20 protein-coding genes and 5 pseudogenes are annotated in these 21,368 nt (G+C 59.6%); 13 read left to right on the top strand and 12 right to left on the bottom strand.

Annotated elements, in window-relative coordinates; all coding sequences use genetic code 11:
- Positions 1 to 176 precede the first annotated feature (176 nt).
- The 8 genes from P9A16_RS27710 to P9A16_RS27675 all read left to right on the top strand — a co-directional run bounded on the left by P9A16_RS27710 (position 177) and on the right by P9A16_RS27675 (position 7,832).
- Entirely contained in the window at positions 177 to 644 is a 468-nt protein-coding gene (locus tag P9A16_RS27710) for a MaoC family dehydratase (protein ID WP_278026202.1), read from the top strand.
- Between the two features lie 64 nt (positions 645 to 708).
- Positions 709 to 1,671 carry a sugar ABC transporter substrate-binding protein gene (locus P9A16_RS27705; RefSeq protein ID WP_278026201.1) on the top strand — a complete coding sequence of 321 codons (963 nt, stop codon included), beginning with the start codon at positions 709 to 711 and terminating at the stop codon, positions 1,669 to 1,671.
- A 9-nt stretch (positions 1,672 to 1,680) separates the two neighbouring features.
- The gene (locus P9A16_RS27700) at positions 1,681 to 3,243 is read left to right on the top strand and encodes a sugar ABC transporter ATP-binding protein (RefSeq protein ID WP_278026200.1); all 1,563 of its coding nucleotides are present in this window, start codon (positions 1,681 to 1,683) and stop codon (positions 3,241 to 3,243) included.
- Positions 3,236 to 4,387, top strand: coding sequence for an ABC transporter permease (locus P9A16_RS27695; protein WP_278026199.1), 1,152 nt, complete (start codon positions 3,236 to 3,238; stop codon positions 4,385 to 4,387). The genes P9A16_RS27700 and P9A16_RS27695 overlap by 8 nt, the downstream gene beginning before the upstream one ends.
- A gap of 38 nt (positions 4,388 to 4,425) precedes the next feature.
- A complete protein-coding gene (locus tag P9A16_RS27690) occupies positions 4,426 to 5,238 on the top strand; it encodes an IclR family transcriptional regulator (RefSeq protein ID WP_278026198.1) in 813 nt (270 codons plus the stop codon).
- Positions 5,235 to 6,305, top strand: coding sequence for a Gfo/Idh/MocA family protein (locus P9A16_RS27685; RefSeq protein ID WP_278026197.1), 1,071 nt, complete (start codon positions 5,235 to 5,237; stop codon positions 6,303 to 6,305). The genes P9A16_RS27690 and P9A16_RS27685 overlap by 4 nt, the downstream gene beginning before the upstream one ends.
- Positions 6,306 to 6,324: 19 nt before the next feature.
- The gene (locus tag P9A16_RS27680; protein WP_278026196.1) at positions 6,325 to 6,675 is read left to right on the top strand and encodes an L-rhamnose mutarotase; all 351 of its coding nucleotides are present in this window, start codon (positions 6,325 to 6,327) and stop codon (positions 6,673 to 6,675) included.
- Complete coding sequence (locus P9A16_RS27675) at positions 6,672 to 7,832, top strand: CaiB/BaiF CoA transferase family protein (protein WP_443021702.1); 1,161 nt, start codon at positions 6,672 to 6,674, stop codon at positions 7,830 to 7,832. The genes P9A16_RS27680 and P9A16_RS27675 overlap by 4 nt, the downstream gene beginning before the upstream one ends.
- 52 nt (positions 7,833 to 7,884) lie before the next feature.
- Here the strand turns inward: P9A16_RS27675 and P9A16_RS27670 are convergent, their stop codons facing one another.
- A complete protein-coding gene (locus tag P9A16_RS27670) occupies positions 7,885 to 8,547 on the bottom strand; it encodes a substrate binding domain-containing protein (protein ID WP_278026195.1) in 663 nt (220 codons plus the stop codon).
- Between the two features lie 46 nt (positions 8,548 to 8,593).
- Complete coding sequence (locus P9A16_RS27665) at positions 8,594 to 8,809, bottom strand: helix-turn-helix domain-containing protein (protein WP_278026249.1); 216 nt, start codon at positions 8,807 to 8,809, stop codon at positions 8,594 to 8,596.
- Positions 8,810 to 8,916: 107 nt separating this feature from the next.
- Between P9A16_RS27665 and P9A16_RS27660 the strand changes: the two are divergent.
- From P9A16_RS27660 to P9A16_RS27650, 3 genes and pseudogenes are all read left to right on the top strand, one after another.
- Positions 8,917 to 9,916 (top strand): annotated as a pseudogene (locus tag P9A16_RS27660) (zinc-binding alcohol dehydrogenase family protein).
- 23 nt (positions 9,917 to 9,939) lie between these two features.
- A pseudogene (locus tag P9A16_RS27655) lies at positions 9,940 to 10,680 on the top strand (ISL3 family transposase); the annotation flags it as partial.
- Between the two features lie 95 nt (positions 10,681 to 10,775).
- Positions 10,776 to 11,450 carry a UPF0149 family protein gene (locus P9A16_RS27650; protein ID WP_278026194.1) on the top strand — a complete coding sequence of 225 codons (675 nt, stop codon included), beginning with the start codon at positions 10,776 to 10,778 and terminating at the stop codon, positions 11,448 to 11,450.
- Positions 11,451 to 11,487: 37 nt separating this feature from the next.
- Here P9A16_RS27650 and P9A16_RS27645 read toward each other — a convergent pair.
- A pseudogene (locus tag P9A16_RS27645) lies at positions 11,488 to 12,168 on the bottom strand (IS5 family transposase); the annotation flags it as partial.
- Between the two features lie 191 nt (positions 12,169 to 12,359).
- Between P9A16_RS27645 and P9A16_RS27640 the strand changes: the two are divergent.
- Positions 12,360 to 12,779: a hypothetical protein gene (locus P9A16_RS27640; protein ID WP_278026192.1), complete on the top strand. Its 420-nt coding sequence runs from the start codon at positions 12,360 to 12,362 to the stop codon at positions 12,777 to 12,779.
- Positions 12,780 to 12,880: 101 nt separating this feature from the next.
- Here the strand turns inward: P9A16_RS27640 and P9A16_RS27635 are convergent.
- Positions 12,881 to 13,114 (bottom strand): annotated as a pseudogene (locus P9A16_RS27635) (hypothetical protein); the annotation flags it as partial.
- A gap of 71 nt (positions 13,115 to 13,185) precedes the next feature.
- Here P9A16_RS27635 and P9A16_RS27630 point away from each other — a divergent pair.
- A pseudogene (locus P9A16_RS27630) lies at positions 13,186 to 14,174 on the top strand (IS5 family transposase).
- Positions 14,175 to 14,313: 139 nt separating this feature from the next.
- Here the strand turns inward: P9A16_RS27630 and P9A16_RS27625 are convergent.
- The 8 genes from P9A16_RS27625 to P9A16_RS27590 all read right to left on the bottom strand — a co-directional run bounded on the left by P9A16_RS27625 (position 14,314) and on the right by P9A16_RS27590 (position 21,334).
- Positions 14,314 to 15,411 (bottom strand): isocitrate/isopropylmalate dehydrogenase family protein, encoded by a 1,098-nt coding sequence (locus P9A16_RS27625; RefSeq protein WP_278026191.1) that lies wholly within the window; start codon positions 15,409 to 15,411, stop codon positions 14,314 to 14,316.
- Between the two features lie 74 nt (positions 15,412 to 15,485).
- On the bottom strand, positions 15,486 to 16,136 hold the full coding sequence (otnC, locus tag P9A16_RS27620; protein WP_278026190.1) for a 3-oxo-tetronate 4-phosphate decarboxylase: 651 nt from the start codon (positions 16,134 to 16,136) through the stop codon (positions 15,486 to 15,488).
- Positions 16,133 to 17,365: a 3-oxo-tetronate kinase gene (gene otnK, locus P9A16_RS27615; protein ID WP_278026189.1), complete on the bottom strand. Its 1,233-nt coding sequence runs from the start codon at positions 17,363 to 17,365 to the stop codon at positions 16,133 to 16,135. The genes otnC and otnK overlap by 4 nt, the downstream gene beginning before the upstream one ends.
- A complete protein-coding gene (locus P9A16_RS27610; protein WP_278026188.1) occupies positions 17,362 to 18,159 on the bottom strand; it encodes an N-acyl homoserine lactonase family protein in 798 nt (265 codons plus the stop codon). The genes otnK and P9A16_RS27610 overlap by 4 nt, the downstream gene beginning before the upstream one ends.
- Positions 18,156 to 18,446, bottom strand: coding sequence for a putative quinol monooxygenase (locus P9A16_RS27605; RefSeq protein WP_278026187.1), 291 nt, complete (start codon positions 18,444 to 18,446; stop codon positions 18,156 to 18,158). The genes P9A16_RS27610 and P9A16_RS27605 overlap by 4 nt, the downstream gene beginning before the upstream one ends.
- A gap of 11 nt (positions 18,447 to 18,457) precedes the next feature.
- Positions 18,458 to 19,741 carry a TRAP transporter large permease gene (locus P9A16_RS27600; protein WP_278026186.1) on the bottom strand — a complete coding sequence of 428 codons (1,284 nt, stop codon included), beginning with the start codon at positions 19,739 to 19,741 and terminating at the stop codon, positions 18,458 to 18,460.
- Entirely contained in the window at positions 19,738 to 20,268 is a 531-nt protein-coding gene (locus P9A16_RS27595; RefSeq protein ID WP_278026185.1) for a TRAP transporter small permease, read from the bottom strand. The genes P9A16_RS27600 and P9A16_RS27595 overlap by 4 nt, the downstream gene beginning before the upstream one ends.
- 58 nt (positions 20,269 to 20,326) lie before the next feature.
- Entirely contained in the window at positions 20,327 to 21,334 is a 1,008-nt protein-coding gene (locus P9A16_RS27590) for a TRAP transporter substrate-binding protein (RefSeq protein ID WP_278026184.1), read from the bottom strand.
- Positions 21,335 to 21,368: the final 34 nt, after the last annotated feature.

Below are 21,368 nucleotides of genomic sequence, written 5' to 3'. Positions count from 1 at the left end.
CGCAGATGGGACACTGGATTCCTTCCAGCCTGTCGCCGATCTGCCTTGTGCGCAGCTAAGCGCCGTCGAGGTTTTCAGGCCTTGCCGGTTTGTCGCGCGCTAAGCCGTGCTCTTCCCTGCGCGGCGCGACCCGCTGTTAAAAAACAGCCATTCGCGCCCGCGGCAACGGGGCGATAATGGAGAAAATAAAAGTGATCGTTGAAGACCATTTCGAAGACTACCTCATCGGCTTCACCCGCACGACCTTCGGACGTACGATCACCGAGACGGATATTATCGTCCATGCCGGCCATACAGGTGACTTCTTTCCTCACCACATGGACGCCGAATGGTGTGCCACACAGGAGTTTGGCCGCCGCATGGCGCACGGAACGCTGGTTTTCTCCGTCGCGATCGGCATGACCGCGACAACGATCAACCCGCATGCGATGTCCTATGGCTATGACCGGCTGCGCTTCGTGCGCCCCGTTTTCATCAACGACACGATCCGCGTGACGGCCACCATTACGGCACAGCGCGACCACCCCAAACGCAAGACGCATGGTTTCGTGGATGAAGCCATCGAGGTGCGCAATCAAAACGACGAGGTCGTACTGAGCTGCGCGCATATCTACCTCGTGGAACGGAAGACGCCGTTGCCCTGACCACGGGGATTACCGACACGCGAGCGTCGCCACTCGTAAAACGGTTTACCCTGGGAGGATACCGATGAAGACATCCAAGACATTTTTGGCAACCGCGACCGCTCTTGCTCTCGCCTTACCTTGTAGCGCACTGGCAGATTCCTACGGCTATTCCTCCAACGGGTTGAGCTTCCCGTTCGCGGCGGCAGTCGCGAAGGGCTTTGCGGATGCGGCCAAGGCCGAGGGCGACGAGGCGATCGTACTCGACAGCAAGAGCGATGTACTCAAGCAGACCAACGATATCGACGACCTGATAGCACAAGGCGTGAAAGGCATTGCGATCATGCCGAACGATAGTGCCGTGGCGACCGCTTGGGTGGACAAGGTCACGGCCGCGGGTATTCCGGTCGTCGCCTCTGCTTCAATGATCGGGGACACCAAGACTCGTGCGATCGATGATGTCTACGACAAACTCTCCGCGCTGGTCACACAGCAGGAAGTTGCCGCCGGTGTCGAAGTTGGCAATCTCTCCGCTCAAATTTTGAAGGATGCCGGCGTCGCCAAGGCGAAGATTGCGATCATCGAAGGGGCCGCAGGTTACGCGGAAGTTAAGCAGCGGACCGAAGGCTTCGAAAAGGGCATGAAGGATGCCGGCCAGGACTACGAGATCGTCGCAGCCCAGCCCGGCGACTGGACGGCAGAAAAGGGTGAGGCCGCCTGCCAGAACATTCTTGCCTCGAACCCTGATGTCGATCTTTTCTTCAACCAGGCCGACGACATGGTCGTGGGTTGCGCCCGTGCGGTGGAGGCGGCAGGCGCGAAGGCCAAGTTGGTGGGATTCGGCGGGTCCAAGCTCGCGATTCAGGCGATCAAGGACGGCAAGGTCACCGGCACCGTCTGCTACAAGCCCGAGGAAATTGGCAAGATTTCCTACGAAGTGCTCAAGGATGTCGTGTCGGCTAAGAAGGAGCATAACAAGGAGTTCATCACCTATCCTACGCCCGGCGTTTCGATGGCCAACATCGATGACTGCGTCGGTCAGTGGTGAGTTGAGAAAATGGCCCGCGCAATGCCCGGCACCGCTCCCCTTCTGAGTCTGGAGGCCATAAAGAAGACCTTTCCCAGCGGGACGGTCGCGCTGCGCGGTGTCGATTTCGCGGCCAGCGCGGGCCGCATCCACGGACTTCTCGGCGCCAATGGCGCCGGGAAATCCACCCTGATCAAGATCCTGTCCGCCTCGATCCCGTCCTCCGGCGGCGTAATGCGTTGGAAAGGGCGCGAGGTCGCCTTCGCCACGCCGCTCGCAGCAAATCGGGCGGGTATCGCCACGATTCATCAAAACATTCCGTTGGTACCCACGCTCTCCGTGATTGAGAATGTCTTCCTGTGGAAGTCAGGCGGCTGGCGGCAAACCTCGCGGGATCGCGCAACCTTTGCCGAATTGACCGACGAGATCGGCTACTGGATTGACCCGGACCAATTGATTGCCGATCTGTCCATTGGCGCACGGCAAATGGTGTGCATCCTGCAAGCCTTGAGCTACAACGCCGACTTGATTGTGATGGACGAACCGACCGCGTCGCTGGCGAAAGGCGAGCGCGAAATTGTTTATGCGACCGTTCGGCGGTTGGCGGATCGGGGCAAGTCTATCATATTCGTCTCGCACTTCCTTGACGAGATCATGGATCTCACCGATGACGTGACCGTATTGCGCGACGGTGTGACCGTCATGAAGGCCAACACGGCCGATGTCAGCGAATCCGCCATCGCCGAAGCCATCGCGGGCCGCACCGTGGGCACGCTCGAACATCTGAGCGAGATGCGTGGAACCATACGTGACGAACTGGTTCTCGAAAGAATCGGAGTGTCCTCTCCCGAAGGACTGGCTCCGACCGACCTCACCCTCCGCGCCGGCGAAGTGCTCGGCATAGCAGGCCTTCTTGGTTCCGGTCGCAGCGAGCTTGTTCACGCAATTTTTGGGTCGGACGGATCCGCCACCGGGGAGGTGCGTTTCCTTGGCAGACCACGCCCAAAGTCACCGAGAGCATCGGTTCGCGCAGGTATGGCGCTTGTGCCGGAAGACCGCGACCAGCAAGCAATCATACCCGTCTTTGAAATCTGGAAAAATACGTCGCTGCCTTATCTGGACATGACTGCGAAGGGCGGCTGGCTACTCGACCGGAAGATGGGGATGTCCTGGGCCGAGGAGGCAATCTCAATTCTCAAGATCAAGGCCGATAGCCCGGAAACCTTCGTTACCGAACTATCTGGCGGCAATGCCCAAAAAGTCACTGTGGCGCGATGGCTTTTTGGCAAACCGCGACTACTCATCCTCGATGAGCCTACCGCCGGCATCGATGTCGGCGCCAAGGCAGATATTCTGATGCTGGTGCGAAAACTGGCGGCGGAGGGGGTCGCCATCATTCTCGTTTCCTCCGAGTTCGAAGAAATCCTGGCCGTTGCCGACCGGGTTCTCGTGATGCGCGACGGGGCTATCGTCGCCGAAAGGTTGGCCAAGGATACCGACGATCAGGAGCTCATATTGTTGTCCAGCGGAAAAAGCGAAAATCAAGCGACTTCGATGAAGCCGCAGCCAAAAATGGGACTGAAACATGTTTAAGAACGACTGGAAAAGGCATTTCGATCTGCGGGAGGCGGGGGTCTACTACGCGCTGATCCTGTTGATGGTGGTTCTCGGTATTGTGACCACGCTCGCCGGCCGGCCATCCTATTTCAGCCCTACCAATCTGACGAACATCCTCTACCAAAGCTCGATGATTGCGATGATGGGCGTGGCGATGACGGTAATCCTCATCACCGGCAACTTCGATCTCTCCGTCGCCGCGGTCGCGGCACTGGGCGCAGCAATCGCCGTCGGACTTGCCGGTCCGCTGGGCTTTCCCCTGGCTTCCCTTATCGCCATGCTCGCCTGCATCACGATTGGCATCGTCAACGGCTTGATCGTTCAATTCGTGGGCATCAACGCGTTCATTGTAACGTTGGGCACACTGACGGCCATCCGCGGTCTTGTCCTCATCCTTACCGACGGCCGCTCGTTGCTCGTCTCCACGCCTGAGGCAAAAGCACAGATGGTCGCTTTCGAAGGCGGCAGGGTGCCTGTGCAGCTCGCTCTCTATCTGCTGGGGGCGGCACTTGTCGTCTGGGGCATTGTGGCGCTCATCCGGTTGCGTGCGGCCGACGAAACCATTCCGGTCCGTGTTGCCGGAAACCTGCTCGGTGGCGTGTCTTTGATCGCGATCGCCTTTCTGGCCGGCCCCGAGTTGACTGTAGCCAAACCGGTCATTTATGCCGGTATCTATACATTGATCGTCTGGCTGGTCCTGACCTTCACGACCGTAGGCCGGCGCGTCTATGCGACGGGCGGCAATGCGGTGGCCGCGCGGCTCTCCGGCGTCAATGTGAATGCTTATAAGATGGCGGGTTTCATTCTCTCGAGCGCGACGGCGGGTTTCGCAGGCGTGCTGTTCAGCGCGCGACTGGGCGCAGTGAACCCGACCGCGCTTCAAGGGGCCGAATTGACGGTGATCGCCGCGGCTATCCTGGGCGGGACATCGCTTTTTGGCGGTGCCGGAAGCGTCATCAAAACGCTTGTTGGGGCGCTGCTGCTCTTCACCCTTACGAACGGCTTCAACATTCTGAACCTGGGTGCGAATTATCAAGGCGTGATCGAAGGATCCGTTGTCGTCATCGCGGCGGCGATCTACACAGTCGGAGGGACACGACGTCGGCGGGCCGCAGCATGAGTGCCGCCATCCGAGCACTATACGAGAAGGCGCCGATCATGACGGACAGTAGCGGAAACGACCGAAAAACGTCCCGCCTGACTACCCCCCGCTATGTGGTTCCTGCGCTCGACAAGGGATTGGAAATCCTGGAAATGTTGTCGGACACTGCAGTCTCGATGTCGCAGGCCGATATTGCCCGGGCCGTCGGGCGAAATGTAAGCGAAATCTTTCGCACTTTATCGGCTCTGGAAGCACGCGGCTATATCCGCCGCACCCAGGCCGGACAATACCGACTGACGCTCAAGCTGTTCGAATTGTCGCGCACGCATTCTCCCTATGAAGAGTTGCTGCGGGTCGCCCAGCCAGTAATGCACGAATTGTCGGAAACGTTGGGTGAAACCTGTCATCTGACGACGATGCGCGATGGCGAGATCGTCGTCTTGGCGCAGAGCGAGGCGCCGAGAGCAGTGCGGCTGTCGGTTGAAATCGGTTCGCGCCATTCGCCGCTTAGGACCACATCCGGCCGTATCCTGCTGGCCGCCATGGACGAAGACACGCGCATGGCATTCCTGCACGGATACACCGAATTTGCCTCCCTTGCGGCCACAGAAAAGGCCGTGTTCCTTGCGCGGGTCGAGACCATTTCCAAACGAGGCTTCGAAATCGCCGATGGTGAGCGGTTTGTGGGCGGTCTGGATGTAGGCGTGTTGGTCGGCACGCCGCGATCGGTGATCAAGGCAGCGCTGATCGTGGCAACGCTCAAGGGGGCGCAGAACGGCCCGGATCCTGAGCGGTTGTGCGCCGCCGTGATGAAGGCGGCCCTCCGGATAACCCAAATCGCGGGCATCTCGCAGGTAGACAATCCATGAACCCCGAATTTTCATTCAACCAGCATTGGCCAAAACCGTCAAAAGCCTTGCCGATCGTCGTTATCGGCGCGGGCGGGATCGTGGTCGACAGCCATTTGCCCGCCTACCGCAACGCCGGCTACGATGTTCGCGGCATCTGGAATCGAAACCGGGGCCGTGCCGAGGCGGTGGCCAAACGTTTCAGCATACCGCGCGTCTACGACAGCCTGGAGGAGGTCGGCGCCGAGCGCGGCGTGATCTTCGATATCGCGACGTCGCCGCAGGTCCATCTCGACATGCTGAATGCCGTGCCCGACGGCGCGCCGGTCCTTATCCAGAAGCCGATGGGGCTCGATCTCGCCGTTGCGTCCGACATCCTGGCAACCTGCCGCCGGAAGCAACTGACCGCCGCCGTTAATTTTCAACTTCGCTTCGCGCCCATGATGCTCGCGATCCGGGACGCTTTGAAGCAGGGATTCTTCGGCGATTTGATCGAAATTGAGGTGCATCTGAATCTGGTAACGCCCTGGCACTTGTTTCCCAACCTCATTGGCAATCCGCGTGTCGAGATTGTCGCCCATTCTGTGCACTATATCGACTTGATCCAGAGCCTCGTCGGTGTGCCTGGAGGGGCCTTTGCGCGCAGCTTCTCTTTCCCCGGCTCGCAACTAACGGACACGCGCACGACGGCGATCCTCGACTACGGACCGTCGCTGCGTTGCACGCTTTCGATCAACCATCACCACGATTTTGGGCGCAGCCACCAGGACAGCACCATTCGAATCGAGGGCACAAACGGCGCGGCCATTGTCAAGCTCGGCGTGCTGCTGGATTACCCGCGCGGAGAACCGGACGAACTTTGGATGGGATCACGCGGTGGCGAGCTTTCCCGGATTCCGCTTGAGGGCCACTGGTTCCCGGATTCCTTCGAACTCGTCATGCACAATTTACAACGTTACGTGTTCGGCGAGGACGCGCGCCTTGAAACGTCAGTTGACAGCGCGTGGTCGACGATGGCCATTGTCGAGGCGTGCTACGAATCGGCGCGGCAACACTTTGAACCGGTTCAGCAATTACCTTTGCGCTGAACCAAAGACGGAGACTGTTATGCAACGCTACGGTTTTGTCATCGGCATTCACCCGGACCGGATCGAGGAATACAAGAAAATCCACGCAGACGTCTGGCCAGGCGTGCTCGCAAAGATCCGCGCATGCAACATCCGCAACTACTCGATCTTCCTGCGCGAGCCCGAAAACCTGATGTTCGGCTATTACGAATATCACGGCATCGACCACGCCGCCGACATGGCGAAAATGGCGGCGGACCCGATCACTCAGAAATGGTGGGACGTGTGTATGCCCATGCAACGGCCGCTCGAAACGCGCGGCCAAGGTGATTGGTGGGCGCCGATGGAGCAGGTCTTTCTGCTAGAGGATGAAACAGTCACGGTGTCATGATGAATGCTGATCACCTTCCTCTCGCCGGCCTGCTGGTCGTCGATCTATCGCAATTCCTGGCTGGCCCGTATTGCACGCTACGGCTTCAGGATCTTGGTGCGCGCGTGATCAAGATAGAGCGGCCGGATGGCGGCGACCTGTCGCGCCGGCTTTATTTGTCGGACACCATGGTGGATGGAGACAGCACGATCTTCCACGCCATCAACCGGGGCAAGGAAAGTCTTGCGCTGAATCTGAAGGATCCCAGTGATCTGACTGCCCTGAAAACGCTGATTGCCAGCGCCGATGTCATGATCCAGAATTTTCGTCCAGGAGTGATTGAGCGACTGGGCCTGGACTACGCCTCGGTCCGCGCCTTTGCGCCGCGCATCATCTATGGCTCGATTTCCGGATACGGACAGGATGGGCCTTGGGTGAAATACCCGGGTCAGGACCTTCTCGCGCAGGCAAGATCCGGCGTCATGTGGCTGAACGGCAGTGCCGACGATGGCCCGGTGCCCTTCGGCCTGCCAGTAGCCGATATGTTTGCGGGTGCTAACACGGCGCAGGGTATCCTCGCTGCCCTCGTGCGGCGAGGAATCACCGGCGAGGGATCACTCGTGGAAACCAGCCTGCTGGAAAGCATGGTCGACTTTCAGTTCGAGGTGCTCGCCACCCACCTTAACGATGGTGGTCGCCTGCCGCAGCGTTCGAAATTCCGGTCCGCCCATGTCGGGCTATCGGCGCCATATGGGGTCTATCCGACCCGCAATGGCTGGCTCGCGATCGCGATGACGCCGATCAGCCACCTGGCCGAACTCCTCGACATTGTCGATCTCCACGACTACGCGGTGCGGCCGGAGAGCTGGTTTGTCGAGCGCGACGAGATCAAGCGGCTGATCGCACGCCGCGTCGCGGAGGAGGATACCGAGCACTGGCTTGCAATCCTCGAACCCCACGACATCTGGTGCGCCAAGGTGCTGGACTGGGGCGAATTCCTGACCGAACCCGCCTTCCTCAATCTGGACATGGTCCAGCAGGTTCAGAACGCCCAGGGACGGGAATTGCGCCTGACGCGCTCTCCATTGCGGGTCAACGGCACACGTGCGGCATCCGATCGCTCCGCCCCGGAAATCGGCGCGCACTCCGCCGCCATTCGTTCGGAATTCGCGCTGTAGATCCGCGCCGGCTGTGCAAATGAGCGCCAGTCTGACGCAATCGGCGCGGCACTCAAGTCATATTCTGCCAGTCCGCCATGTCGCCATAACGCGCATGGTTTGCTTCTCGGATCCGGCGCTCGATGAAGCTGAGGAACGCCTCGACGCGACTGGGCATGACCCGGGCCGGGGGACGCACCGCCCAGATTTGAGTTCGCGGAAACACGTGGAAACCGGGAAGAATTCGTGCCAGCTGCCCGGCACGCAAATCCCGGCCGGCATGCCAGAGTGACGCAAGGCCGATCCCCACATTCGCCAGAACCCATTCGCCGATCGCGTCGCCGAGATTGACGCTCAGCGGGCCACCAACGGACACGTCATGTTGTTTTCCGTCCGGCCCGCGAAAGCGCCAGACAGTGTTTCGACCCATCGGAAGGCAGACGTGGTTGCGCAACTCGCCGGGCGTTTGCGGTATCCCATAGCGTTCGAGATATTTTGGGGTGGCGACAGGCACCATGGGATTGTCGTCAATCTTACGGGCTAGGAGGCTGGATGGCTGCAATGCGCCAACCCGAAAGGCCAGGTCGAACCCTTGCTCGACGAGATCCACCACCATGTCGGACAAATGCTGGTCAAGCCGCAACGCCGGATGGTGCGGCAGAAATTCCGGTACGAAGGGCACGATGTGCGAGTGCGCAAAGGATGCGGGCGCCGTGATGCGCAGGGTGCCGCGCAAAATCCCGGCTCCGCCCGAAATGGCCGAGCGCGCCTCCTCTGCATCCTCAAGAAGGCGCCGCGCGTGATCGAGAAACAGAGACCCGTCCGTCGTCAGCGAAATCGCCCGCGTAGTGCGGTCTTACGCCGAGTTCGTCCTCAAGAAGCTTGATCCGGTGGCTGGCATTGGTCGCGGATAACCCGAGTTCCTCGCCGGCCTTGCCGATCGCGCCCAGAACGGATGCGCGTGCGAATAGCTTAACCTGTTTCAAATCCAGTGTCATGGCCAACCACAATCCCATAAATCGGGACTATTTATTCATATTTCCCTCGATTGTCCCGTAATATTTCATACGGGATACTAGTCGGGAATATCGAAAGGATGAAGCCAATGAAAGCCATAGGCTACAAGACCCCCGGCTCCATTGAGCGGATGGACGCGCTCGTGGATATCGACCTGCCAATGCCAGAACCCCAAGGGAGGGACATAAGGGTGGCAGTGCGCGCGGTTTCGGTGAACCCAGCGGATGCAAAGGTCCGCCAGATGATGCCGGCGCCGGACAGCGGGTGGGTGGTCCTTGGCTTCGATGCGTCGGGCGTGGTCGATGTAATCGGTCCCGACGTGACAGGCTTCAAGCCGGGAGACGAAGTCTATTATTCGAGCTCGATGGGCCGCCAAGGCACCAACGCGGAATTCCATCTGGTGGATGAGCGCATCGTCGGCCACAAACCGAAATCGATTTCACATGCCGAGGCGGCCGCGCTTCCACTGACGACATTGACTGCCTGGGAATTGCTGTTCGATCGCCTTTGCGTCCAGCGCCCGCCGGCGGAGGGCGGTGACAAGATCCTGGTGATCGGCGGCGCCGGTGGTGTCGGCTCCATTGCAATCCAATTGTTGCGGGCGAAAACCAACCTGACAGTCATCGGGACCGCCTCGCGCCTGGAAAGTAAGGACTGGGGCCCACCATGTCATCAACCACCGTGAGCAACTCGGCCCGCATATTGATGAGCTGCGGCTCGGAGCGCCTGGCCATGTGCTATCCACCAATCAGACGCCAAAACATCTAGAAGCTATCGCGGCGCTGATCGCGCCGCAGGGACGCCTCGGGGTTACAGATGAACTGGCGCCGTTCGATAGCCGTCCGCTGGTAATGAAGTCCGTTTCGTTGCATTTCGAGCTGATGTTCACGCGCGCGCTGTTCCAAACTGCCGATATGAGCTCGCAGGGCAAGCTCTTGAACGAAGCGGCGGAGATGATCGACGCCGGCAAACTCAAGACAACCCTCTCTGATGTGCTCGGAAAGATCGACGCGGAGACGCTCAGAGAAGCCCATCGACAGATTGAAACCGGTTCGGCACGTGGAAAGTTGGTGCTGGAAGGCTTCTGACCTGAGCGGCACACTGGGCCTGACGCAAGGGCCAGCGTTACGGCACGATTGTCTGCGATCTGGAACGCAACCGCGTTCTTGATCTGTTTCCCGAACGAAATGCTGATGTTGTCGCCGAATGGCTTGCCCGGCATCCCGGCGTAGAAATCATCGCCCGCGACCGTGCTGGCATTTATGCAGAAGGGGCACGACGAGGCGCCCCCGAGGCCGCTCAGATCGCGGATCGATGGCATCTTCTCGCGAATCTGGGTGAGGCTCTTCTGTCCGAGATCAAAAACCAGGGATTTAAAGGGAGCCGTGCCACCGTTTATCGATGGATCGCAGCCCTGAAGCAGCAGCCACAATCGTCCAAAAGCGAAAAGAGCCGGCCCTGGCGATCCCCATCTCGGCGCGCATGCGCATGGCTCCTGGGCCAAGACCCTCAATCCTGTGACACAAAGACCGAATGTTTCCTGAAGCATGTTTACGAATATGCGCCGCAGCTTTCGGCCGCCGGCCATCTTTCTCGCCGATTAGCAGCAATATTGCGGGGTGATTATGCCTCCTTGCTGGAGGGATGGATCGCTGAGGCCGGGGACAGCGAACTGGCCTCTTTGGCTGCCGGAATTAGCCGCGACATCGAGGCCGTCCGCGGCGCGATCAAGCATCGATGGACGACCAGCCCCGTCGAGGGTCAGATCAATCGCCTGAAGACGCTGAAGCGGCAGATGTATGGCCGTGCCGGCTACGCACTGCTGCGCAGTCGCGTTCTCATGGCGGCATAGCTGATACTCAGAATGCCGGGGACGGGAACCATTCAGCATTGCCTGTGGCGGAGCCTCGGCCTTAGATTTGTTCGAAGCTCCACAAGGATTGCGATATGACTGCGCATCAGACTTCCTTCACCGAAGCAATGAGCCTTGATGATCTCGAAGCTTATCTCATGTCCGACAGCTCTCCAGCGGAGAGTATGCTGCTGTCCGACCTGGATGGCTTTTTGACCAGCATTGCCGTCGGGCCGGAGGCAATCTCGCCCGACGAGTGGTTGCCGGTTATTTGGGGTGAGTCTGCGCCCCAATTTGACGATGAGAGCCAGGCGCAGGCTGTGCTTGGGGCCATTATGGGCCGTTACGACGAGATCGTCCGGCAAATCGACAACGAGACCGTCGAGCCTGTTTTTTGGCAATCCGGCGACACCGTCACCGCCTGGGACTGGGCTGACGGCTTTGTCGAGTCCTTCGCGTTGCGCCAGCGTCACTGGACTAAGATGCTCAAGTCTGAAGCCGCGATGCTGCTCGTTCCCATCATTATGCTCTGTGATCCCGAAAATCTGCCCGACGACCTTGCCATCGAGGAAAAAGAGCAGGTGATCGACGGCGCAATCGAGGCCCTGCCGGACACCGTTTTGGCAATCGCGGCGTATTGGCGAATGTCCGAACTCGAAAAGAAGAGCGTCTCTGCTGGCCTGCGCTCGTTTGCCAGTCCCGGCCGAAATGATCCCTGCCCGTGTGGATCAGGCAAAAAATTCAAAAAATGCTGCGGGACTGGCTCCTGAACAACCCATAGCGAATCCGCAAACAGGCGGAAACTCTGACCTGCACCAAATATGCGGAAGAACCCCTGATCGTCGCGCTATAGTCATAGGCGCCGTCGGCGGTGAACTGGCCAATTGAGGTGTCGATCTGGTCGAGCAACGGCTCAACCTGTGAAGCGTCGCCAGCATCCTGGTCCGTCATGACGTGAGCGATGATGTCGCCGCTGTCGGCATCCAGCGCCAGATGCAGTTTCCGCCAGTTCCGAAGGGATTTGACGCCATGTGTTTCCTCCAGCCTCTGGCCCGCGCCGTAGACTTGCAAACCTGTGCTGTCAATCAAGACGTGCACGGGCCCCTTCTGCGGGATGCGATCACCTGGCCGCGTGTTCGGAACTCTCGGCTTACTGGCCCGACGGCTCAGGGTCGTGTGATCGGGAACGGCGAGATCCAGGCTGATCAGTTTCAGCACGGAGGTCAAGAAGCCTTCCGTCTGACGCAGACGCAGGCCGAACACCAGCCCCAGCGTCAGGGCGGTCTCGATCGCCACATCGGAATAGCGCGGCTGGCCGCCGCGTGTCTTCCGCTTCGGTGCCTGCCAGGATGACAGTGCCTCGGGCGTCATCCAAAGTGTCAGGCTGCCACGCCGACGAAGGCCTGCCTCATATTCCGCCCAGTTCGTGACCTTGAACTTCATCTTACCAATACGATGGCGACGGGAGGCATTGTGCTTGAAAGGCATCGTTGGGGCGCAGACCGGCTATTGCGATTGCCGATCACCTACGACACCGCAATGAACGATCCGTGCACCAACGCCGTGATAATCGTCAATTTCCGCTGAGATGGCGAATTTTTGACACTGTCCGTCGAGTGGTCAGGCCGTCGCCGGGCCCGGCCGCGCTATTTTGCCTGTCGAGCAGGAGGAGCGAGGCTATGGCGGCAAATGACTTTTATGTGGACGGTCATGTCCATTTTTTCACAGCGTCCGACCTGGCGGCTGTTGCAGGTAAGCTTCCATATGCGCTGCCCGCGCCTCACACGCTTTCCGCCTATCTCGCCAATCTTGCAAAGGCGGGTCGGGTCCCAACATTTCTGAATAATGTTCATCTCAGTATCCTGCCGGATTCGTCCAATGTTTTTCATTCCTTCGCGGAGATGGAGCGCCTGCGGCAGGAACAACCGGAACTCTACGGCGCCATCCGCCTAGTGGGGACCATAAAGGCCGATCCCGCTTACGCGACCGCCGAGCGGCTGTCCCATCCGCAGGTCGTCGGTATCAGGATAGTGCTTCACGATGCACCGCCAGACAGTGTCCGGCCTGTTTATGCGGCACGATGCGACTGCTGGCCCTGATGTTGTCAGCTTGAACCGATCCCTATCACATTGACGCGCTGTTGATGCGCAAGACAACGCTGCGGGTTCTTCGGTTCGTGCGGTCCATTCCGCTTTCGCTGTCACATCATACCATCGTCACTCCACCAACTGTTTTTTCTTATGGACACAGTCGTGATCAGGCCGACGCCGCGCCAAGCGCTGTTGCCGGTGGCCTGGCCCGGTTGGAAGTCGGTGTTCCTCGCCATGATCACCCAGGCGATGCGGGCGATCTTGTTGACGAGCGCAACCGCGACAAGCTTAAAGGGTTTCTTGGCCAGCAGGCCTCGGGCCCAGTTCGCCAAGGACGTATCACTGGCGTTGTGCACGGATACCTCATCGGCGGTGACGTAGTCGGCTCGGGTTGAAACAACCCGGTGGACCGATCATGCCTTTCAAACACAACGCCTGCCGCCGTCATCGTATCGGCAAGATGAAATTTAAGGTCACGAACTGGGCGGAATACGAGGCTGGCCTTCGGCACCGTGGCAGCCTGACACTTTGGATGACGCCGGAGGCACTATCTTCCTGGCAGGCGCCGAAGCGCACGACGCGTGGCGGGCAACCGCTCTATTCTGATCTTGCGACCGAGACCGCCCTGACGCTGGGGCTGGTGTTCGGCCTGCCTCTGCGTCAGACGGAGGGCTTCGTGACCTCGGTGCTGAACCTGATTGGTCTGGATCTCCCTGTCCCCGATCACACGACCCTGAGTCGCCGGGCCAACAAGCCGAGAGCGCCGAAGAGGCGGCATGATGATAGCATCCCTCAGAGTGGACCCGTCCACGTCCTTATCGACAGCACAGGGCTCCAAGTCTACGGCGCCGGGCAATGGCTGGAGGAAAAGCACGGTGCCAAATCCCGCAGGGGTTGGCGCAAACTGCATCTGGCGCTAAATGCCGATAGCGGCGACATCATCGCTCACGTCGTGACGGACCAGGATGTCGGTGACGCCTCACAGGTTGAGCCGCTGCTCGAGCAGATCGACTTGCCGATCGGAAAGTTCACGGCCGACGGCGCCTATGACGGTGAGCCAACCTACGACGCCGTCACCAGCCACAGTGTCGACGCGACGGTGGTAATCCCGCCCCGCGCCAATGCGGTGGAACGGCCGGACAGCGATCCCTCCCGTCAAAGGAACGGCATATCGCGGCGATCAACGCCGATGGCCGGATGAAGTGGCAGGCCGCGACAGACTACGGAAAACGCTCTCTGGTCGAGACCGCGATCGGTCGCTACAAGTCTATCATCGGCCGCCGGCTGCGGGCGCGCTCATTTGCAGCACAGCAGACGGAAGTCGCCCTCGGCTGCGCCGTCCTCAATCGCATGCTGGCCTGCGCACGACCGAAATCCGTCCGATGCAAAACAACTACAGCATAGCCAAAGGCTTCAAATACCGAAGTCCGCCCGCACTACGATCGATGCACCAGCGCCTTGCGCCGTCATCTCGCGCAGACCCGACATGGCGAGACCAGATGAAGGCGAGCGGCGAGGCAAGTACCCAGGCTTTCGCCCGACACTACTCCGCGATAAGCGCTACCACCCGCTCGGTAACGGAAACGGTCCCCATGTTTCCGCCGAATTCAATGGGGCGTAGGAGGTTCTGCGCAAAGCCACGATCGACGGCGTCCTCGATCAGAACGCTTGCATCGCCAAGACGAGGATTTTCGAGTTTCGCCGCAAGATAGTCCAGCATCAAACTGGCGCTGAGAATGGCGGCAAGCGGATTGGCTTTGTCCTGGCCGATAATATCAGGGGCGCTACCGTGGGCCGGCTGGAATAGCCCGACACTATCACCGATCTCCGCGCAAGCCGCCATGCCCATGCCACCGACAAGACCTCCCGCCAGGTCGGATAAGATGTCGCCAAACATGTTTTCCGTGACCAACACATCGAACTCCCATGGCTTGCGAACAAGATCAAGCGCCTGCGCGTCAACATAGTTGTAGCCGACTTCGACATCGGGAAAATTGACTCTGACCTCATCGAAAATCTTTCGAAAGAAGGCCATCGAGGTGAACACATTGGCCTTGTCGACACATGTAAGTTTGCCCGACTTTCCCCGCTGCTTGCGTTTTTGAGCGAGACCGAATGCAAAATGGTGCAGTCGCGTGGTCGTTGGTCGTGTAATGCGAAGGATATCCTGAACTTCATCGTCTGTAACCAAAAGGCTACGACCATGTGCTGCCGCTGAATAGAAGAGGCCCTCGGTCGACTCCCTAAGGATAACGAGATCGATTGCCCCCGCCCTAGGGTCTGCCAGACGCTGGGGCGCATTCGGATAGGCCTTGACAGGGCGAACACCGGCATAGAGCCCGAAGCGGTCACGCAACCTCAGATGCGGAGACACCTCGGTTCCATCCTTGTATCGAACGGATGGCAGACCGATTGCGCCGAGAAAGATCGCATCCGCATCGCCGGCACGTTTTTCCCCATCGGCCTCGATATCGCGGCCAGTTTCCTTGTAGTAGCCGGCACCGGCCTTGATATCGTCGTAAACCGGCTTCGGCTCGCCCACCTTCGCGAGGGCCGCCTCCATCACATGGATTGCCGCGCTCGCCACGTCCACACCAATCCCATCCCCTTTGATCAGAGCGACGTTGATTGCATTTCCCATATCGATGGTCCCATTCTCTTGTTCATGCAGGAGCGATCTCCTCCTGCAACCAGGTGTTTCCAATATCGCGCGCTCTAGTCGTCCCATTGCACGGCAAAGCGATCGACGATCTGGCCGACTTGTTCGTCCGTCAATTTGTTGACGGCAATTCCACGCAGCAGGATGGCAAGGCGCGCCGTCGCTTCCATTTCCTCCATGGCATTGATCGCCGCCATGAGGTCCTTGCCGGCGACAACCGGGCCATGATTGGCAAGCAGCACAGCCGACCGCTTGCCGGCGAGCCCACGAATGGCCTCCCCGATCATCGGGTCGCCCGGAAGATAGAATGGCAGAAGCTTCACCTTGCCGAGCAGCATGACGCTATAGGCGGTCAGCGGCGGCAATACATTTTCGCTGTCCACGTCGGGCAGAAGTGTCAGTGCTGTGGAATGACACGAATGAAGGTGCACGACCGCGCCTGTCCCTTGTCGCGAATCGTAGAAGGCCGCATGAAGCGGCATTTCCTTGGTCGGCGCATCGCCTGAAAGCAGATGTCCTTCCGCGGCAATATGGCTGATACGCGCCGGATCGAGAAAACCCATCGAGGACCCGGTGGGCGTCACCACCAGCGAACCGTCCGACAAGCGTACAGAAATATTGCCCGACGAACCATGCGTCAGTCCCCGATCGAAGATCGACCTGGCATGGAGTGCGACAAGGTCTCGGGCACGGGAGACTTCACTCATGAGCGCCCCTCGAGGGTTTCGAGGGCTTCGGCAAAGAACTGCGGCCCGCCGAAATTTCCCGATTTGAGGGCAAGCACCACATCCCGGTCACTGACCCTTAACGCGGGCACGCCCGGCGCGATCTTCGGGCCGATTTCAAGAGCCGAAGCCCCTATCCCGGCGACCACGGCCCCCGATGTCTCCCCACCGGCGACGACAATCCGCCTAGCGCCCGCTTCGACTAGCGCCCGGGCCAGGTCGGCAAAGAGTTTCTCGACTGCGCCGGCGACGTCCTTCTGCCCGAACCGATCCTGCGCTGTCGCGACCACCGCGGGATCGGCGGACGAATAGATCAACGGGGCTTGCTGTTGCTCCATCACCCATCGGACCAGCTCACCGATCGAATAGGCGCCCGCCATGACCTTTTCGGCCAGCACTTCAAGAGAGGGCGCGTTGGATCGATAAGTCTCGACCTGTTCCCGCGTCGCCCTCGAGCAGGAGCCGGACAGCACGGCCCCCGGCCCGGAAAGGCCGGACCAACCGGATGAAGCCGGGACGATACCGAAATTGGCGGGCAGGCCCAGCGCGATACCGGAGCCACCGATCAGGAGCAGACGATCGCGCGCGGCCTTGCCGATTTCGATCAGGTCTTCATCACGAATGGCGTCCACAATGACCATTGCCTTGCCCGAAGCGGCGAGACCCGCCTCCAGCGCATCGGCACCACCAAGGGTCGTCCCGATGGGAACATGGGAAACGGGCCATTCGGTCTGCCGTGCCAGCACCCGGCGCAGGTCGGGATCCGTCATTGGCGTCAGCGGATGGTTTTCCATGCCGCTTTCGCTGAGGAGGCGGTCCTTGACGAAAAGATGTCCCTGATAGACGGAGCGGCCGTTCTCCGGAAATGCAGGGCATACAACGACCTTGCTTTCACCAAGACGTTCCGCCAGCGCGGCGCCCACCGGCCCGATATTGCCCGAATGCGTTGAATCGAAGGTCGAGCAAACCTTGTAAACGATCTGCTTGCAGCCCTGTTCACACAGCCAATCGCAGGCCTCCAGTGCGGCCTCGACAGCTTCCGTGACCGGACTCGTGCGAATTTTGAGCGCGACAACTCCAGCCTCGACCGACGGGTCAGCCCGCATCCGGGGCACACCGATATATTGAACGGTCGACATGCCGCGCGAGGACAAGGTCAGACCTATATCCGAGGCGCCTGTAAAATCGTCGGCGATGATACCGAGCATCATGGCAGAATTTCCTTCAATGGGCCGCGATCGAGACGAAATATGTGGTCAGCGAAAATGGAGGGGAAATAATCCCGTACCAGCGGATCGTGACCTGGAACGATCAGGGCCGGCGCGCTTGCCAGCCGGCGCAGCAGCTTGAAGCCGTCGAGCATGTCCTGAAGATCGACGACGATCGGGAAGGGCTCTCCGCTGATGAAATTCTCGTAGTAGTGCGACGCGTCGGACGCGAGGCACAGCCAGCCAACTTCGGTCTGGACGCGAACCGCCTGGAGCCCGCGGCTATGCCCCCCGATGCGATGCACGGTGACCCCTTCGGCGACCTCGCCGTCACCATCATGGAATATCATTCGCCCGGAATAGAGACGCTGCACAGCCTCGCAAACATGCATGGCTGTGAACGGCGCCTGCAAGACGCCATGGCACATGCAGGGGCCGGTCGCGTAAGCCATCTCGGCGGCCTGGATATGGATCGTGGCATTCGGGAACAGCCGCAGCCCGCCTGCATGGTCATAGTGCAGGTGGGTGACGATGACGGTATCGACCGCTTCCGGCGCGATGCCAAGCGGCTTCAGTGCTTCCACCGGGTTCATCCGGATCGGGCGGGCGCGCCTCGCGCCCTCTTCCTCGTCATATCCGGTATCGACCAGGATCGTGCGGCCGTTTCGCCGCAACACCCACATGAAATAGTCCATCGCATGAGCGACGTCATGGCGCTCATCGAAGAGGAAGCTGTCCTTGCGGGTTCGCTGGTTGCGGTCCGCATATTTGACAGCGAAGACTTCCCATGCACTCACGCTTCCGCCCTCCCGAAGGTCATGACCTCCTTGGCCGAAACCATGTCCCTGACCTCGGCATCGAATGAGAGAAAGTGTGGCATCTTCAGATGCGCCTGGAAGGCTTCGGGACTGTCATAGACCTCATAGAGCAGGACCTCTTGAGGGCCTCCCGTCGACACGCAAACGTCGAACTGGTGACATGCCGGTTCCAGCTCTACCGAAAGTCTGGCGTTCTCCATCATGAGCGGCATGAACGCCTCCACTCGGCCCGCGTGAAGTTGAAAGCGTACGACGACGACAAACACGGATATCTCCTTCACCGGAACAGATGGACCATGCCCATGGATACGAGGGGCACATAGGTCACGAGGCCGAGCGCAAAAATGGCGGCGATGTAGAGCGGCGCCATGCCGCGCGCGATCGACAGGACCCCCACGCCCGAAATGCGGGAGGCTACATAGAGCGTCGCACCGACCGGCGGCGTGAACAGTCCGATTGCGACGTTACATGTCATGATGACTCCGAGATGCACCGGATCAATGCCGAAGGCCTGGGCGGTCGGCAGGAAAAGCGGCGCCGTCAGGAGGATCGCGGGAACAGGGTCCAGAACAAGGCCGAGGATGAGCAGAACGATGTTGACCATCAGCAGGAACATCCAGGGTCCACTGGAATAGGCCTGAACGAATTCAACGAGAATCTGTGGCATCTGCTCCAGTGTAATAAGCCAACCGAGCACACTCGTTGCGCCAATCACCACCATGACCACCGCGCTGGTGACAAAGCTGTCCACGAGAAGCGCAGGCAGGTCCTGCAGCTTGAAGTCGCGATAGACGACTGTGGTGACGATGAGACCGTAGACGACAGCCAATGCAGCCGCTTCCGTTGGCGTTACCCAACCCGTAAAGATCCCGCCGAGGATCAGGACCGGCATGAACAGGGCCGGCGCGGTCCCGATGAAGGACGACCAAAGTTCCTTTCCGGAGATTGTCCTGCCGCCGGGATCGCATTTCGTCGTTTTGCCCACGTAGTAGCAAACCGCCATGAAGAACAGGCCGAACATCAGACCCGGCACCACTCCCGCCAGGAACAGGTCGGCGACGGAAACGTTGCCGACAAAGCCATAGATCAGCATGGGAATAGACGGAGGAATTATGATGCCGATCGTTCCTGCGGCTGCAACGAGCCCGGCGGCAAAAGCGGTATTGTAACCTTCCCGCCCCATGTTCTTGATCATCACCGAACCGATGGCTGCGGAATCGGCTATGGCAGACCCCGATATGCCGCCGAAAATCATCGAAGCGCCCACGACCACCATGCCAAGGCCACCGGCCATGAAACCAAAGGCCGCCCGGGCAAAGCCGATGATGCGGAGCCCAACACCGCCACGGCTCATCATTTCGCCGGCGACGATGAAAAGCGGAATGGCAAGGAAGTGATTGGGCTCGACGCCGCCGATGAAATTCAGGAACAGCGCCTGCAGAGGATATCCGAGATCGAAGACGATGATCGGCAGGGTGGCGGTCAAGAGTATCGCCCAAACCAGCGGGATACCGAGAAATACCGTCGTGAGAAAGACGGCAACAACGAAAAGCAAGATCATGACAGCGCCTCGCCACCATCGCTGTGGGCGCCGTGGGGCATCACCGGTTGACGGACTTCGATGTAAAAGTTGAACATGTGGAAGATCAGCGACAGTGCCATTCCGGCGGGCATCGATGCATAGAGCAAGCCCATGGGCCAATAGAGAACCGTCGTTGTCTGATCCCAGGTTCGCTGTGAAATCTGCCACCCGATCACGATCAGCAGGAGCAGCAAGCCCGCGACGATGGCGTTGATGACCAGATTGAGAATGCGCAATCCAACCCCCGGAAACAGCCCCTCCGCAATTTCCGTCACTCGCATGTGGGCGCCGCGGGCGATGGCGGCGGCACAGCCCAGAAAGGTGGTCCAGAGCAACAGAAAGCTCGTCACCTCGAGCGACCAGGCGAGGTCGAAGCCGGCGAACCCGCGCAGAGCGGCGTTGCAGAAGACAAGTGCGAGGATGGAGAAGCCGCCGGCCATCAGGCACAGGTCGACCAGACCGCTTAGGAGCCAGAGGGCTTGCGGATAATTTGCACGGTAGTCCAAGTGTTTCCTCCCGAATTCGGAAGCGGACTAAAGCCCGCTCCCTGATGATGCCTGACGATCAGTTCGCAGGCATCGCCTTACGGATCGCCGCCGCGTCAGCAAGAATTTTGTCGACAGCCTCCGCACCGTAGACATCCTTGGCTTTCGCGTACACGGATTGCACAGCGGAACGGAACGGCTCGATATCGGGCGTGCTGATCTTGGCTCCGGCAGCCGACATTTCCTCCAACTGCTTCGCGACCGAATTCTTCACCAGATCACGGCTGAACGCGGCCGAGTCTTTCGCAGCCTTCATCACCGCCTGCTTGTCCTCATCCGAAAACGACTGCCAGGTCTTTTCGGAAACGGTCAGCGGAAGCGGACTATAAACATGCCGCGTCAAGGTGATGTAGGGAGCCACCTCATAGAAGCGTTGGGACTTGATCGTATCGACGGGATTTTCCTGCCCGTTGACGACACCTTGTTGAATAGACAGGTAAACATCGGTGATCGGCATAACGACGGTCTGGAACCCCATCGCCTCCATAGACCAGCGGATCATGTCATTGGGAAACACGCGCATCTTCATTTTCTTCGCGTCTTCAGGCGAAGTCAGCGGTTCATTAGTGGTAAAGCTGCGGAAACCCGCTTCCCATGTGGAAAGCACCCGGAAGCCCTTTGCCGGCAATTTTGCGAATTCGCCCTGAAGCCACTGCGAATTGTCGTAGAGTTCCCAGCCTTGCTCGTAACTATCGACGAGGAACGGCATTGCCGTAAGGTTCAATGATGCAAGATGAGGCGCATACGAGCCGGTCGCCGATACGGTGAAGTCGACCGCTCCAAACTGCATCATTTCAATCGCCTTTGGGTCGTTGGCGAGCTGGCCCGAGGGATAGATCTTAACTTCGTAGCGACCGTCCGTATATTCGGCGACCTTCTTCGCAAAGACCTCCGCCGCAGCCTGCCGGGAACCGCCCGGATTGTCGGTATGGCTGAATTTCAGCGTCTGCGCCGCCATCGCGTGCCCGGAAAACAGAACTGCTGCCAACGCGGCCGCGATCCTGCCTACCTTGAATTGCTTCTCCATCAACTGCCTCCTCCCAAAGCCCAACTCAAGGGCA

The organism is Shinella sp. 838 (assembly GCF_029623935.1).
Lineage (GTDB): Bacteria > Pseudomonadota > Alphaproteobacteria > Rhizobiales > Rhizobiaceae > Shinella.
Note: the sequence above shows the minus strand (reverse complement) of the source record. Positions and strands in the feature narration are given on the sequence as shown.

Excerpts from the sequence above, each read along its gene's own strand:
- otnC (WP_278026190.1), bottom strand. The coding sequence starts at position 16,136 with ATGAGTGAAGTCTCCCGTGCCCGAGACCTTGTCGCACTCCATGCCAGG.
- P9A16_RS27710 (WP_278026202.1), top strand. The coding sequence starts at position 177 with ATGGAGAAAATAAAAGTGATCGTTGAAGACCATTTCGAAGACTACCTC.
- P9A16_RS27700 (WP_278026200.1), top strand. The coding sequence starts at position 1,681 with ATGGCCCGCGCAATGCCCGGCACCGCTCCCCTTCTGAGTCTGGAGGCC.
- P9A16_RS27675 (WP_443021702.1), top strand. The coding sequence starts at position 6,672 with ATGATGAATGCTGATCACCTTCCTCTCGCCGGCCTGCTGGTCGTCGAT.
- P9A16_RS27690 (WP_278026198.1), top strand. The coding sequence starts at position 4,426 with ATGACGGACAGTAGCGGAAACGACCGAAAAACGTCCCGCCTGACTACC.
- P9A16_RS27625 (WP_278026191.1), bottom strand. The coding sequence starts at position 15,411 with ATGGGAAATGCAATCAACGTCGCTCTGATCAAAGGGGATGGGATTGGT.
- P9A16_RS27650 (WP_278026194.1), top strand. The coding sequence starts at position 10,776 with ATGACTGCGCATCAGACTTCCTTCACCGAAGCAATGAGCCTTGATGAT.
- P9A16_RS27640 (WP_278026192.1), top strand. The coding sequence starts at position 12,360 with ATGGCGGCAAATGACTTTTATGTGGACGGTCATGTCCATTTTTTCACA.
- P9A16_RS27590 (WP_278026184.1), bottom strand. The coding sequence starts at position 21,334 with ATGGAGAAGCAATTCAAGGTAGGCAGGATCGCGGCCGCGTTGGCAGCA.
- P9A16_RS27600 (WP_278026186.1), bottom strand. The coding sequence starts at position 19,741 with ATGATCTTGCTTTTCGTTGTTGCCGTCTTTCTCACGACGGTATTTCTC.
- P9A16_RS27705 (WP_278026201.1), top strand. The coding sequence starts at position 709 with ATGAAGACATCCAAGACATTTTTGGCAACCGCGACCGCTCTTGCTCTC.
- P9A16_RS27695 (WP_278026199.1), top strand. The coding sequence starts at position 3,236 with ATGTTTAAGAACGACTGGAAAAGGCATTTCGATCTGCGGGAGGCGGGG.
- P9A16_RS27685 (WP_278026197.1), top strand. The coding sequence starts at position 5,235 with ATGAACCCCGAATTTTCATTCAACCAGCATTGGCCAAAACCGTCAAAA.
- P9A16_RS27665 (WP_278026249.1), bottom strand. The coding sequence starts at position 8,809 with ATGACACTGGATTTGAAACAGGTTAAGCTATTCGCACGCGCATCCGTT.
- P9A16_RS27680 (WP_278026196.1), top strand. The coding sequence starts at position 6,325 with ATGCAACGCTACGGTTTTGTCATCGGCATTCACCCGGACCGGATCGAG.
- otnK (WP_278026189.1), bottom strand. The coding sequence starts at position 17,365 with ATGATGCTCGGTATCATCGCCGACGATTTTACAGGCGCCTCGGATATA.